This is a genomic window from Mucilaginibacter galii, from assembly GCF_014635825.1.
Classification (GTDB): domain Bacteria; phylum Bacteroidota; class Bacteroidia; order Sphingobacteriales; family Sphingobacteriaceae; genus Mucilaginibacter; species Mucilaginibacter galii.
This window is the reverse complement of record NZ_BMDO01000008.1, coordinates 87933-103012: the sequence shown is the minus strand read 5'-3', so window position 1 is coordinate 103012 and position 15080 is coordinate 87933. Positions and strand designations below refer to the sequence as shown.

Here is a 15080-nt window from a genome sequence, read left to right as displayed (position 1 = left end):
AATTAATGTCCGTTAAATATGATGTAGAGGACTATCATCACCAATGTTAGCAGTGCCCAGGCAATTTTTACCTTTAATGATGTTTTAGGCATATCCCGTTCTTCGTGTTCACCAGCAATGTATGTTTTAGGGTTACAATCTAACAAAGAAACCAGTACAGCTACAGCCATCAGGAAAGCAAAAACGTAAAACGACAGCATTAAATAATGCGGCCAAAAATGATACTCAGCTTTAGGAAAAACCCATAAGTACAAGATGCCGACCGTTAAACTAAATGCCGAGCCAGCAGATAATACCGTATTAACAGCCAAGCGTGTGGTACGTTTCCAAAACACTGTCAGCAAAAACACAACAGACAATGGCGGTGCAATGAAGCCTAATATCGACTGAAAAACATCAAAAAACTTGAGTCCTTTAATACTGTCCAACGCAATGGCTACACCTACTGATAATATACAGCCCACGATGATAGACATGCGGCCTACGCTGATCAGTTGCTTGTTAGTAGCCTTTTTATTGATACGCTCGGCATAAATATCCATGGTAAAAACCGTACTTAACGAGTTAAGGGACGAGCCTATAGTACCTACTAAAACGGCTATAAGCACCACGATGACCAAGCCGTTCAAACCCGCAGGGAACAGGTTGGTCACCATAGTCATGTAAGCCAAGTTCTCGTCTTTTAAATCAGGAAAAATGATGCGGCAAAGTATACCGGTGAAGATGAATAACGGCAACGATAGTATTTTAAGCCAACCGATAAAGTTAACACCTAACTGGCCTTGTTCCAGGTTTTTAGCGCCCAATACCGATTGCACCATCGACTGATCTGTACAAAAGAAGGCCACAGCCGCAACGGGATAGCCCAGCATAATGGCATACCACGGATAATTAGGGTCGGATGCAGGGTGAAACAAGTTCCAGAAATGGCCGGGTACATGCTTGTATACGTACGATAAACCACCTGCCCTATTAACGCCCAGCACGGTAAGCATAACCGATACTACAATGAGCAGCAGCATCTGAAAAACATTCACTTTAGCAATAGCGGTAAGCCCGCCCATATAGGTGAACAACCCTGCAAACGCTACCAGTACAATTACCGATTGCCACATAGGGATGCCCAGTATTTGCCTTACCAGCGTACCTCCGGCATATAAACCTAATGAGAGCCACGAAATTTGTATTTTTATAAGTGCGTACCAAGCCAGAATGGTGCGGGTAGAATCGCCGTAACGATTACCCATAAACTCGGGCATGGTACTCACTTTAGCTGCCAGGTAACGTGGTGCAAAAATGAGTGCCAGCAGCATCAAGAATATAAAAGCATACCAATCGAAGTTAACAGCCACTATACCCGTACTGAAACCTACACCGGCAAAAGCCACTAACATAGATGGACCAACGTTGGTCCCCCACATATTAAAGCCGATACTGCTCCAGCCCAGCGAGCGGTCTCCCAGGAACAGTGTCTCATCATCGCCGCGTTTGCGGTTTTTAAGGCTGGCCTGTACACCTAAGAAAAGAAGTATGCCCACATAAGCAGCTACAATAAGATAGTCTAACGTGGTAAGATGCTGTGCGATGTTCCCCATGCTTGGTAAAGTTCAGGCTTATAATGTATGAATGGCCAGGCCAAATTCTGTCAAAACATCATTGATTTTAACCGGTTTACCGATTTTTAACGAGCGGTCCATAGCCTGCAATAAGGCGACTGTACCTATGCCCTCTTTAACATCAGGATACGCTGTTTGGCCGCTTTCAAGGCAATCAGCTACATATTCTATGTAATTTTGATACTCACCGGCATGATGACTTTGCCCCTCAAAACGGAAATAATACTTGATATATTTATCGCCCCATTGTACTATCTTTTCTTCACCGGTTTTATCGGTGATGGCATAGCGTAGCTCGTGGTAATCGGCTTGCGAGGCACCTTCGATACCTCGCAGTATGGTACTCATACCGCTATCGCGTTGGGCAGGTTGCGTAGGGCCTGTATAACAACCACTTACACGCGCAATACGACCATCGGTTGCTTTAAAGATAAAGTGCATGGTATCTTCATTCTTCAACCCGGCTTTTTTACCGTTGGCACTGATCATACCATAACCCATAACTTCTTCTATATTAGGCAAATACCAACGAACAAAATCAACCGGGTGACTCAAACCGCCGTACAGCCATTTAAACGCTTGTTCGAGCGCCCAAGGCTTTTCCAGAAACCAGCGGTGGTCGGCATGATATTCGGCTTCAATGGTGATCAGGTCACCTATTAAGCCCGCTTCAAAGTCTTTACGCTGTCTTTTGGCAGGTTCAAAAAACCGGGAACTCTGCCCTATGAATACCTTTTTACCGGTTGATTCAGAGAGACTTATTAATTCGTTAGCATCTTTCAAATCATCAATAAAAGGTTTGGTACAAATGACATGCTTACCCGCCAACAAGGCTTGTTTTACATGTTCGGCATGGAGATGATCGGGCGTATAAATGGCTATCAGGTCAATCTCCGGATTATTCAGCATGTCCTGATACTCGGTCGTGTACTGGTGAAATTTGAACTCTTCCGCCCGTTTTTGGCAGGTGTCCAGGCTGCGGTCGCATACCATTTTCAGCTCGCATTTTTCACTTTGCAACGCCGCCGACATGGTGCTGCGACCCTCGCCCAATCCTAATATTCCTATTTTTAGCATAATTCTTTGTTCAGGTTTCCTTATAAAACTTCATTAAACTTCAAAAAACCACTTCAAAACTTCATTTTTCCGCAGGCTGCATAAACACCCAAACCTCGCCGGGCCTGGTGCCGCTCACCCCCTCCTGGTACTGCTTCATGATGTTATTCCAATCGTTCACCCGCGGGTTGTTCTCGGTAGTTTTAGGGTTTAGCTTGTCGAGGTTTTCACCCTTGGGGATGCTGATGATGAGCATGAGCTGACGACCACTTTTAAACACCAGCAATTGCTGGAAGCTGGCATTGCAAAATCCTTTGGCAACCTCCGGCCATTTCTGAAACTGGGTGGCATGATAGTCCAAATACTGCTGCTGTTTTTTAGGGTCGGCCATCAAGTTAGCGGTAAGGATAATGTTGTCCCATTGGGTTGCTGTTTGAGCCGTGTTACCGCAATGTTCCTTGTTGCTGAACACGTAAAACGGACTATCATAAAGCTTCACCTCGGCACCGGTAAACATTTCCTGCAACTGCTTTTTGATGCGCCCGGCACCGGGGATGTAACCAAATATAGTTACCCTGTTCTTCCATCCATAAATAGCCGATGAAGGGATGCCATTGCGAATGCACAAATCTTTGATCTTGCTCACATCCGGCGTTTTATCATCAGCGCCTACAATTTCTATCACCTGCGGCTTATCGGCTCTGGCATCGTAGCCTATATAGTTAATGGCGGATGGCTTGCCGGTAGCATTTCGGTACTTAAAAAGTTGTTGATATTTAGTCTGTAAACCTGCGTTTTGTTTAATGCTTACGGCTACCTGCGGACCATTATTAGTCCATTTGTTACCTGGACCATTGGCATTTTGCAAAAACTTATCGGCCGGGCACCAGTTGTCTTTTACTGTGAATTCAGACGACCCTTCATCGCAATACAGGTAGAACCAATGGTGCAAGTCGTGCGCGTAAGGAACCTTATAAATGCTATCTACCACGTTTTGAGCAATAAGCGAATTGGGTTGGGCGGATAAGGTGTAGATACCGGCCACATCATACAGGTGCTTGCCATAATGATGAATCTTGTTAGCTATTATCTTGTTACCGCTCATTACATTGGGCAACTTCGTCCAGCCCCAGCCCATGCTAATGCCGCTGTATGATACCTCGCTGATCTCGTTATGCTCTATGCTGATGTTTTTAACATAGCCCGCGCCAATACCTACGCATCCCCAGTCTTCATTGGTAACATCGGTCACCAGGTTGTTGCTGATGCGCTCGTCGGTACAAACCTCGCGCAGATCGGTTGGGTTGTAAGGCAGGTGCACTTCGACAGGTTCGTCGGAAAAAACGCCCACCTGGATGCCGGTACCCCCTATATCTTTAAACAGGTTTCCTTTAATTTCGTCATCGTGCGTACCACGCTGGTAATCGAGCCCGGTAGAAGCCATGTGCTCAAAGCGGCAATTTTCAAAACCGGTATGGTTGGCATAAGTTACTTCAACCGCCGCCGCAGGGCGACCAACCCATGCCTGATTTTCCAGGCCTTTCTTTTCGGGCGTACCTGCCACTTTAAGTTTGTACGCATCGGTCATGTACATACCGGCCTGGTGCGGCACATGCCCCTGTTGCGATGGGCGCAGCCAGGTAGCATGCTCAAAACCAATCCCTTTAACGTGCACATAACTTACCGGTCTATCTATGGTACCGGTTATTTTCAACAGTGTTTGCAAAGCGGGGGCAACTACTTTTGCTATAGCCATGTTTTCGCCTGCACGGGGCCAGTAGTACAGTTTGTTGGTTTTGCTATCGGCATACCATTCGCCCGGTTTGTTTAAGAGCTCTATGGCGTTTACCAAATAAAAAGCGGAGTTGCCATTCATTTGGTTATCCTTATCAATAACTGCCTGTGGCCATGGGTGCTCGAACTGAATGCGGCTTTCGGGCTGATGAAGGGTTAGTTTAGTGCGCTTCCCTTCGGTGGTAACAGTTTTTACCCGCAGGTTAGCAATGGCCCACATTTGATGGATTACCATTTCAAGCTGACCGGCATTGGCTGGTAATTTCACCGCAGGCGTTGGTATCCACATCTCCTGCTTAACTTTATCCAACGCCAGTATCCGGTTCATCTGATTATCGTTATCTGTTTCACGTGCACGGATGGCTTTAGCGCCATTTATCCACAACTGCCTGAATTGTAACTGTGCACCTTCAAATTGAGGCAACGCCGTAATCCAAACTTTACCTTGTGCCGCTGATGGTAAACCGGGCACTTTAGTGCCCAGTTTCTCCCAGCCGTTAACAGCCACCCCTCCACTTAACACAGGTTTTTCACCAGTTGCGGCTTCTATCCAGGTGGGTGATTGTTCGCTGCCCGAATCTTCGGGACGGATGAACACCGGCTCTTGTAAGCTATACAATCCGCCCGAAAGAATGATATGGATGCCTCCTTTTATGGCAGGATCGTTTAGCCTCCGCATTTCACGTGCTTGCCGTAAAGCGGCGTTTAATGTTGCTTTGGGATTAGCTTGGGTACCTGCGTTGGCATCATTGCCTTTCGGCGATACAAATATATCTGCAGCATTTACGCTTGCTGATAGGGTTACTATCAACAGAAAGAAGAGTAGTTTGCGTAAAGCGTTTTGCATTCGTTTATTACTTAGTCTTTGTCGTTTCGAGTGATAACGAGAAATCTTTTCAAGGGGACGAGTTGTCCACCTAACTATTGGAAAAGATCTCTCACTATCGTTCGAGATGACAGTATCTTTTAATTTTTATTAGTCCTATCATGTCATTACGCGAGATAGCGACGTGGCAACCGCACGCAATACCACTTTATGAAAAATTGTAAATTGGCTTGTCAGTCTGAGCTTGTCGAAGACTTAGCAAAGTGCACAGGTCTTCGACAAGCTCAGACTGACATTTTATTAATAAACCAAAGTCACCCCTGAAACACCGCTTTCACATACGCCGTATTAGCACTGAAATTCCACTTTACGTTGCGCGGGTCTTTGGCATCGCGCGAGCGTTCTATTACCAGCCAGCCTTCCCACTTCATTTTATCCAGGGTCTTCTTCACTTTTTTTAAATCTATTTTTGGGTCGTTTTGCAGCCAAACGCCGTCGGTATTGCTACAGTGAATCTGGCAGATGCGTTTCTTGCCTAATATTTTCAGTTCTTCGCTTACATCCCTGCCGTTATCCAAGGCATTGGCAAAATTAAAATAGCTTTTGATAGCCTTTGAGCCTACTTCATCCAGCAATTTAGCCTCGTCCGTTGCGCTTAATGATGTTTCTATTCCAATAACCACACCGGCAGCTTCGGCCTTGGGTGCAACTAATTTCAGGCGTTCAATTACCGCGGGGCGCAGTTCCGGGTTTTTGGTGAGGTCGCTGTTTACGCCTAAGGGTAAAAAAGCTATCTTAACATTCATGGCTTTCATGGTATCGATGCAATCCTGCACCATACGGTCTACACCATCGCGTTTGGCAAACGATTGTGCAAAAAAGCCGGTCATGGCCAATGAACATATCTCCAGGTTCAGCTCTTTGGCTTTATCTAAAAATTGTTGTCGAATGGCAGGATCGGCCAACTGGCTTTCGAAAGTTGGCCGGTTGCCCAGGCCCCCCATATCTACTTCTACGCCATCGGCCCCAATGTCTTTGGTTAGTTGAAAAGCGCCTAACTTCTGGCGTTTCAAAATCATCAGATCCACTACGGCTACCCTGTACCGCTGCCCTTTGGCCGCACCTGCAAATACCGATGCCCAGTTACTTTGGACCAGCATGAAGCTGCCGGTTAGTAAGGCAGTTTGGGCGATAAAATTGCGCCGTGTTTGTTTAATGGTTTCCATATTGTTTTTGTTCTTCTGTCATGCTGAGCCTGTCGAAGCATTCGCCGCTCTGTTAAGTCTTCGACAAGCTCAGACTGACAGCTTTGTTATAATATTGTTCCTGTAATGTAAGACTTGTTTCAGCACCTCACCCGCTCCTATCTAATGCGGTATCTCATGCTGAGTTTGTCGAAGCATTCCACCGTTTTGCTAAGTCTTCGACAAGCTCAGACTGATAAGTTGGTTATGTTTCCACCTCTCATTTTAAGTCCTCCCTCCCCAGGTAGGATTTAAGAAGGGCTCTTACTTTGCAAACAGCCTTTCCAACTCCCCAAACCCATGTATCGCATTCTTAGGCAAATTTTCACCGTTAGCACCAAATACGTATTGCGCCGGAAATTTTTCAATAGTTACTTTACTTTCATCCACCTTACCGTCGGCGCCTTTTACAGCGTTGATGTTTAGCTTGAACTGCCTGGCCACAAAGTCATACATAGCCAGTCGTTTAGATTTGCCGTAGTCGTGCCCCTCTTTAGGAAAATGTGCATTTTGAACCATTTCGGGTTTGCCGTAGTAGCCGTATATTTTTTGCAGGTAGGGCAAATCTGTGTCGGGTACGTTGGCAGACCAGTCGCCCCCATCAGATATGACCAGTTGCGGCCTCGGTGCAGCCATAGCGGCCAGTTCATCGTTATTGGTACCGCCGCCGCACAAGTGCACGGGCTGACCGCTTTCGCAGGGGCATCCGCCCGAAAAATAGCTGGATAACATCACTACTGGTACACTTAGCTTAATGCGATCATCCAACGCGGTAATCAACATGGTTTGGCTGCCCCCGCCCGAAGCGCCCGTAATGGCCACGCGGTTAGGGTCAGCTTCTTTAAGCGACAGCAGGTAATCGAGTATGCGGAAACTGTTCAGGGCCTGCACCGTCATGGCTAAGCTACGGCGATGATCTTCACCTTTGAATTGCAGCAGCGATTCGCCCCAGGCAAACAGATCATAACTGATAGCCATAGCGCCCATACGGGCCAGCGTGGCGTAGCGGTACTGTCCGTCGGCACGGTAGCGGCCATCGCCAAAGTGCCCGTCGGGACAAAGCACTACCGGTATTTTACCCTTAATTTTCAAAGGTTTATATAACGAACCGCATACATAAACACCCGGTAAGGTCTCAATGGCAATATTTTCAATGGTGTACCCATCCATTACCCGCTTGTTGGTAATGATAGGTTTGGACGCAGGTTTGGCCGGCATGGGCGACAATTGCAGCGCCTGCAACATACACGGGCGCAGGTCGTATTTTCGTTTCTCCCAACTGGCTTTATCATGATAAAACGACGACAGGTAAGCCAGCTTTTCACGACCTTCTTCGGGCGTTATGCGCGAATACTCATAGTATTTTAGTTTGAAAGCGTTAGGTCCTTCTTCGTTCACCTTCATATCTAAAGGGGCTAAAACCGCCGCCAGAGTTTTGGCTGCGGTAGGTTTATAGCGCCAATCGGCATAAGGCACAAAGCGGTCTTTCACCATATCTTCAGAGTACTTTACCTGCACATGAAACCTATCCTGTATTTCGGCAAGTACCTGTTTTAGTGGCTTTTTGTAGTCGTTATCTGAATTATTGGTTTGAGCAAAAGCATGGGTACCTCCTATGAGGAGACATGTATTGATCAGACTTATTTTGATGTAGTTTAACATTTTAATTTTATAAATATGTCATTGCGAGCAATAGCGTGGCAATCTCCTCCAAACCCATCTCAATGGGATTGCCACGTCACTATCGCTCCTCGCAATGACATATAGTGTTACATTGCCCTGGTAGTTATTAAAAACTGCTATTTTTAACTCCCACTCCCCTGTTAGGAGGCTGGGGGCTACAAATCCTTCGTTTCACCCTTAATCTCCGGCAGCGTATACCCTTCAACCTTTGGCCATTCGCCGTTCTTAATTTCCACCAATTTCATCTTCTTAGGATTAACCACGGCATATTTAATGCGTTGGCGGCGCCACGTGTATACGAAGTGCAGCATACCATCGCCGGTTTGTATGACCGATGGATAGGAATATTGGCTAATGGGCGAATCCTCTAAAATCAAAGCTGCGTACCAGGTTTTTCCGTCTTTACTAACCGCTACGTTCAGCGGTGTACGGGCACCTTTGGCAAGTTTGCCTGGCGGCAGCACATGGTTGTATACCAACACTTGTCGGCCGTCTTTCATGGTCACGGCATCGGTGCCCGAGTTGTTGTTAGGCAACTTAGTTTTTGCCAAAGCCGTCCAGGTCATCCCCTGGTCTGCAGACCACGACTCCAATACTGAGCGGTTACGGCTGCGGGCTAAAATTTGCAGCCGGCCATCTTTATATTTTAAAATACTGGGTTGTATACCTTCCAAAGAATCAGGCCCTTTAGCTACTTCAACCTGTTTCCAGGTTTTACCAAAATCGGGCGTTACTTCAAAATGGATTCGCCAGCCGCCTTTGCCCTCGGTGCTGGTTGGACAAAACAAGTTTTTGTCTATCAATACCGGCTTATTTTTGATTGGACCTAAATAACCCTCGGGCAAAGCCTGCTGGGCCGACCACGTTTTGCCACCATCTTTTGACGTTTTTAAATAGCCTTTCCAGGTAGAGGGGCTTGGTCCTATTTTGTAAAACAACATCAAATCACCTTTAGGGATCTGAAATAACACGGGGTTCCAGCATGGATAGCGCAGTGTATCGTTTTGTATGCCGTTGGCCACATTGATACCTTCGGTCCATTTGCCGTTGACCTTGCGGCTCACCCAAATACATACATCGGGGTTACGCTCTTTGGTGCCGCCAAACCACGATGCTACCAAACCTTGAGGTGTTTCGGCAATGGTGGCCGAATGACATTCTTTGTAGGGCGCTGTTTCGTAAATAAACTCATCGGTAACAATACCCGAACGCCAGGGGTTGCTTATAGTTTGCGCACGGATTGAACCGGCATAACACAGTAATCCAAAAAATATATAAGAAAATCGACCCATAATATTCATATCCCTCCCGTTGTTAAAATACCGATTTGAATTTATACTCACCCGACCCTGCTTCGTAAACAGCATAATCGCCATCCATTTTTACAAACTTTAGTCCTTCCGCTTCGGCCGCTTTCTTTCCTCCTTCGGTAATCCCATCAACCGATTTTGCAGGAATTGAAATAAGCGCCGTAGCATTGGCCGGAATGGTGATGTTCCAGGTAAAATCTTTGTCTTTTTTCCACTCGCTTTTTACAATTCCGTATGGCGTTTTATAACTGGCTTTTACAAAGTCTAATCCATTGGTCATTATAGGTTTCATTATCACCTGTTTGAAGCCCGGCTGGTTTATCCCTGCTTTAATGGCTGCCAAATTTTGATAATACCAAACGATCAGATCACCCAGTAACATCACGTGGTTACCCGAGTTCATGCTGGGATTGGCGGTATCACCGTTCCAGAGCTCCCATATGGTGGTGGCACCACGCTCGGCCATGTAGCCCCAGCTTGGGTAATCTTTATTGGTAGCAATGCGGTAGGCTAAATCGGGGCGACCATATTCGGTTAAGCCGCGCATGAGCCATTGGGTACCAATAACACCGGTGGCAATATGGTTATTATCAATAGTGGTTATCCGCTTCACTATGTTATTGAATACTGCCTTACGGTTATTTACCGGGGTAATATCAAAGTATAGCGGCAGCAAGTTGGCAGTTACCGTACCATTGTCATATTGTTGTGTTTGCGTGTTGTAAAACTTGGTATTAAACGCGTCCGCAATTTTTAACGACAACGCCGAATAAGCCTTGGCATCATCCTCTTTACCTAACATTTTGGCAAAGCGTTTCATCAGGAACAACATACGGTGATAGTAGGCCGTAGCAATGAGTTGCCCGTTAGTGGTGCGCGATGAATCTTTAGCGTGAATGAGCTCCGGTGATTCGGGAGGAACGCACCAGTCACCGTATTTATCTTTGGTGAGGATGTAATCCTTCATGTATTTGGTTTGCATGTAGGTTAACCATTTTTTCATGGAAGGGTAATGCTTTTCAATTGGGCGCACATCGCCATATTGCTTGTACAGCATATCGGCAATGAGGATGTATGTGCCGGGCCAGGTCATGTTATCGCTGTAATAGTTCCAGTAAGCCGGGGCTACATCGGGGATGGCACCTTCGGGTGTTTGGGCTTCTTCAATATCGTTCAACCATTTGGCATACAGCTTTTGGTTATCAAAAATAAAGCTTTCACCTAATGAGCCGGTGGCCCTATCACCCAGCCAGGGCATGCGCTCGTTGCGTTGCGGGCAATCAATGGGCATGCCTTTATAGTTACCGGCGACGCCCCACCATGTATTTTTATAAACCTGGTTAATAGTAGCGTTCGATGTTTCAAACTCACCGATGGTAGCCAGTGCATCGTATACTACCTCACCCACAAAATCACTCTCTTTTAGTTTGCCGGGATAGCCGGTAATTTCTACATAACGGAAACCATGAAATACGAATACCGGATGCCACGTTTCTTCCGCACCGCCTTTAAGGGCATAGGTGTCAGTTACTTTAGCGTCGCGCAGGTTGGCGGTATACAGGCTGCCGTCTTTTTCCAGGGTTTCTGCAAAGCGTAGGGTTACTTTGTCGCCGCGTTTGCCTTTTACTTTCAGCTTGATCCAGCCGGTCATGTTTTGGCCCATATCCATAATCCAGGTGCCGGGTTTAAGCTCCGCCAACTTTTGTGGCTTCAGGGTTTGCATTACCTTGATGGGTTCGCTCATTTGGGCAACTAACTTGCCGGTTGGTACAGGGGTTAGCTGCGGTTTCAGCCATTTGGTATCATTGAAGCCGATCTTATTCCAGCCGGGTAGTTCTTTAGTGGCATCATATTCTTCGCCATCGTACTCATTATTGGTGCGGATCGGGCCATCGGCGGTCATACGCCAAGTTTGGTCGCTTATGACTAACTGGTGGTGGCCGTCTTCATACTCCACATCCAGTTGCAGCAGCATTTTGGGGAAGCCAAACTCTTTTACTTTTTTGGGTTTGTATATAGGGCGCATGGTAAAGTAACGCCCGTTTCCTAACACATTGGCAATGGCATTTTTGCCCTGCTTAACATCGGCGGTAACATCGTATGTGCTGTATTGTACAGATTTATTATAATCAGTTGGCATTTGGGTCAGTACCTCGTTGCCAATGTATTTACCGTTGAGATACAATTCATAGTGACCCAAACCCGATATATAAGCCGTTGCCCTTTTTACCTTTGCTGCCGATGTAAACTCCTTTCGGAAGTAGCGGGCCGAAAGTCTTGAAAATTTAGCAATACTATCCCAAGGGAAACCTTTTTCGTAACCTATCCATTTGGCTTTCCAGTCGGCGGCATTAAGCAGACCTACACTCCATTTGGCGGGTGCGCTCCAGCTGCTTACGCCGTTGTTGGTATATACTTTCACTTTCCAGTAGCAGGCAGTACCGCTTTTTAGCGCCTTTCCTTTATAAGCTACCATGATTGATTCGTTGGAAGATACCTTTCCCGACGTCCACAGATCGCCCTGGTTAGCGGCCAGTTTGGCTGCCGATGAAGCTACCAGAATTTCGTAAGCCGTTTGCTGAATGTTACGGCCACTGCCCGTGAGCTGCCAGCTCAGGCGGGGTGCCGTTACATCTATTCCCTGCGGATTGAACAACATTTCACAGCGCAGGTTTTGCAGCTGAATATCGGCGGCAAAGGCGTAGCCAGTCAGCATCATAATGCTCACTAAAACCCCTGAAAAATGCTTTATATATTTAAATATTCTCATTATTATCTTCCGGAAAAATCAAAGTACAAGTTCAGCTCCTTGGCGCGTTTAGGCTCTTTTTCATAATCGTAAAAAATGTTCTTCATACCCATGGGGCCGGTATCTTCGGCTCCTAAGGTTTTGTTGCCGATAGCGCTTATCCCCTGCATAAACGAAATATCACCGGATGGAAACTTCACCACGTAATTGTGCCACTGGTCATCTTTAGGTGCCGGGGTAAATAGCCGTAAAAAAGTATCTTCATCCTCAGCCACCACGGTAAAGGGCTGGCCGGTGGTATTAAATTTTACCCAGTACAGATTAGCATGGTAACCCTTAAACTCGGGGTACAACCATTTTTCGCCGGTTTCGGTGTCGTTGTAATCTTTTTTCCAAATACCTAATCGGGTGCCCTTCATCCGGTTTTTCCAAACCCGGTACGGGCCGCTGCCCATGTACTCTACACCCTTCATCTCTTTTTCGGGGAAGGAAAAGTTGACGCCCACAAAGTTGGTGAAGTAATCGCCTGGGAAATAGCGCAACTTCATTTTCACCCAGCCCGATGGATAGATGGTCCATTGTAGAGTATTATAGCTGCTTTTACGGTCATAGGTAGATTCAATCACTACGTTCTTGCCCTCTATTTTCTGACTGAAGCTTTTAAAATTAGTTAGGCCTTCCTGCAAAATGGGCCCGTTGTTAAACGGAATAACACCTTTGGCATTTTTTACTTTACGCAGCAGACCGCTGGTTTTGCTAAAAGACAGGTTAATGCCATTAGCCGTAACTTTATAGAGCGAATCGGTTTCGGTAATGGTCGCTTGCCCCTGCGCATATTTAACTACCAACTTGCGGGCTACCTTTTCGGGACGGGTAATAGGCCAGCTCCAGGTAAACAATTCGCGCTGATGGTTATCCGTTACGGTGATATACAGGAAGTCGTAACTTTTAAAATCCGACGGTAGGTTGAGTTTCAGCTCGCCTTTTTCAAAGGGTTTAATGTTAGGCGATGCAATGGCAATGCTTACCTCGGCAGCCTTAGTTTTGCCATAAACATCGGCACCGCGCACCAGCTTGGCGGTAAAAGTACACTGACTTAGGTTGGTGAAATTATAGCGGTTCTCCAAATGGAAAGTGCCATCGAAACCCGAGGCAATTTCGGTACGCTCAAAATATACGGGCGACCAGATCTCTTTCACCGTAAAGTAACTACCTTCCTTCTCGTGAAATGGGCCAACAATACCATCGGGACCATGATCTTTGTCGGTATCTATTATTCCGTTTTTATCGGTACGTAACACACCCTGGTCGGCAAAGTCCCACAGGAAGCCACCGGCCGAAAGCGGGTTACGCCACATGGCTTCCCAGTAATCCTGTAAACCTGCGCCGTGGCCTCCGTCGTACTCACCATGCAGAAACTCGGTGGGCATTACAATGCTGTGGCCGTTATCGTAATTGCCAATGCCATAGTTAAAATCACGGTAATGCTGCGTATCAAAACCGCCAAAATCTTCCCAGGGATGTACCAGCGGACGGTGCTGTAGATCCAGCTTACGAAACAGCGGGTCGAGTTCCTCGTTGTGACCGCCTTCATTCCCGTTGGCCCAAAATACGATGGACGGATGATTTTCATCGTGCTCCAGCATCTCTTTGGCCAATTTGGTACCGGTAGGTGTGTCGTAATGACCATGCCACCCCGCCAGTTCGTCCATTACAAAAAGTCCTAATGAATCGCATACATCAAGAAAATGATCATCGGGCGGGTAGTGCGACATGCGCACCGCGTTCATGTTCATATCCTTGATCATGTTCACATCCTCAATACTACGCGCTTTGCTTAAGGCCCTGCCTGTGGTTGGCCAAAACGAGTGACGGTTGATGCCTTTGAACTTCATTTTGGTGCCGTTCACGTACACGCCATCGCGCTGTTTAACCTCCACGGTGCGGAACCCAAATTTCTTACTGATTACATGCAAAGCTTTGCCGTTCTGCATTAGCGTAAAATCAACGCGGTACAGGTTAGGTGCTTCGGACGACCATAGTTTGGGCGAAGTAATCTTAGTTTGCAGATGAATTAATGAATCGGCTTTGATACTTACTGGTGTGCCGATCGATTGGCCACCGGAGGTGAAAATTTGCGCCAATACCATGCTGTTAGCAGGTGCATTCTTTATATATACATCAGCTTTGAAATGGCCATTGGCCTGTGCATCCAACGATACCCGGCTTATGTGTTGAACAGGTAACACTTGTAAATACACCGGGCGAAATATGCCGCCGAAGATCCAGAAATCGCCTTTACGCTCAGCTTCGTTTACCGATGCATTGGCTGAGTGTTTGGCAACGGTGGCTTCGAGCATGTTACTGCCGCCGTAATTAAGCAACGCAGATATATCGTACTTGAAAGCGTAGTAAGAACCCTGGTGGATTGGACCTACCGGTTTACCGTTGATCTTGACCTCGGTATCGGTCATGGCACCTTCAAATACAATTTGCACGGTTTTGCCTTTGTAGGCTGCCGGTACTTTGAATTTGTATTTGTACTGCCCTACCTCTTTACCGCGCGAACTATCTTTAGCCCAGCCGTAATTATATTTGCCAAAGCCTTGCAGCTCCCAGTTGGAAGGTACAGGTATGGTTGTCCATTTACCCGAGTTACGGCCTGCCGAACAGGAAAAATCCCATTGAACGGTATGATCGCTCCCAGTGCCCGACAAGTACATCTTTTGCGTTTGCTGTGCATAGCTGTTTAGCCAAGCTGTTGTAAGCATGCAAAAAAATGATATGGCAAAGCATGTGATC

Annotated in this window: 8 protein-coding genes; all 8 read right to left on the bottom strand. The window is 46.6% G+C overall.

From position 1 onward, the window contains the following. Nucleotides 1–2: 2 nt before the first annotated feature. The 8 genes from IEV61_RS14510 to IEV61_RS14475 all read right to left on the bottom strand — a co-directional run bounded on the left by IEV61_RS14510 (nt 3) and on the right by IEV61_RS14475 (nt 15049). A complete protein-coding gene (locus tag IEV61_RS14510; RefSeq protein ID WP_188417758.1) occupies nt 3–1595 on the bottom strand; it encodes a sodium:solute symporter family transporter in 1593 nt (530 codons plus the stop codon). An 18-nt stretch (nt 1596–1613) separates the two neighbouring features. Continuing rightward, the gene (locus tag IEV61_RS14505; RefSeq protein WP_188417757.1) at nt 1614–2693 is read right to left on the bottom strand and encodes a Gfo/Idh/MocA family protein; all 1080 of its coding nucleotides are present in this window, start codon (nt 2691–2693) and stop codon (nt 1614–1616) included. A 61-nt stretch (nt 2694–2754) separates the two neighbouring features. Further along, nucleotides 2755–5313 carry an L-rhamnose mutarotase gene (locus tag IEV61_RS14500; protein WP_188417756.1) on the bottom strand — a complete coding sequence of 853 codons (2559 nt, stop codon included), beginning with the start codon at nt 5311–5313 and terminating at the stop codon, nt 2755–2757. 293 nt (nt 5314–5606) lie between these two features. After that, nucleotides 5607–6518: a sugar phosphate isomerase/epimerase family protein gene (locus IEV61_RS14495; RefSeq protein WP_188417755.1), complete on the bottom strand. Its 912-nt coding sequence runs from the start codon at nt 6516–6518 to the stop codon at nt 5607–5609. A 282-nt stretch (nt 6519–6800) separates the two neighbouring features. After that, complete coding sequence (locus IEV61_RS14490; protein WP_188417754.1) at nt 6801–8198, bottom strand: alpha/beta hydrolase family protein; 1398 nt, start codon at nt 8196–8198, stop codon at nt 6801–6803. 176 nt (nt 8199–8374) lie between these two features. Further along, complete coding sequence (locus IEV61_RS14485; protein ID WP_188417753.1) at nt 8375–9520, bottom strand: sialidase family protein; 1146 nt, start codon at nt 9518–9520, stop codon at nt 8375–8377. 13 nt (nt 9521–9533) lie between these two features. Next, on the bottom strand, nt 9534–12299 hold the full coding sequence (locus tag IEV61_RS14480; RefSeq protein WP_188417752.1) for an alpha-L-rhamnosidase: 2766 nt from the start codon (nt 12297–12299) through the stop codon (nt 9534–9536). A 2-nt stretch (nt 12300–12301) separates the two neighbouring features. After that, nucleotides 12302–15049 (bottom strand): glycoside hydrolase family 2 protein, encoded by a 2748-nt coding sequence (locus tag IEV61_RS14475; protein ID WP_229747150.1) that lies wholly within the window; start codon nt 15047–15049, stop codon nt 12302–12304. Nucleotides 15050–15080: the final 31 nt, after the last annotated feature.

Excerpts from the sequence above, each read along its gene's own strand:
- IEV61_RS14475 (WP_229747150.1), bottom strand. The coding sequence starts at position 15,049 with ATGCTTACAACAGCTTGGCTAAACAGCTATGCACAGCAAACGCAAAAG.
- IEV61_RS14480 (WP_188417752.1), bottom strand. The coding sequence starts at position 12,299 with ATGAGAATATTTAAATATATAAAGCATTTTTCAGGGGTTTTAGTGAGC.
- IEV61_RS14495 (WP_188417755.1), bottom strand. The coding sequence starts at position 6,518 with ATGGAAACCATTAAACAAACACGGCGCAATTTTATCGCCCAAACTGCC.
- IEV61_RS14510 (WP_188417758.1), bottom strand. The coding sequence starts at position 1,595 with ATGGGGAACATCGCACAGCATCTTACCACGTTAGACTATCTTATTGTA.
- IEV61_RS14505 (WP_188417757.1), bottom strand. The coding sequence starts at position 2,693 with ATGCTAAAAATAGGAATATTAGGATTGGGCGAGGGTCGCAGCACCATG.
- IEV61_RS14485 (WP_188417753.1), bottom strand. The coding sequence starts at position 9,520 with ATGAATATTATGGGTCGATTTTCTTATATATTTTTTGGATTACTGTGT.
- IEV61_RS14500 (WP_188417756.1), bottom strand. The coding sequence starts at position 5,313 with ATGCAAAACGCTTTACGCAAACTACTCTTCTTTCTGTTGATAGTAACC.
- IEV61_RS14490 (WP_188417754.1), bottom strand. The coding sequence starts at position 8,198 with ATGTTAAACTACATCAAAATAAGTCTGATCAATACATGTCTCCTCATA.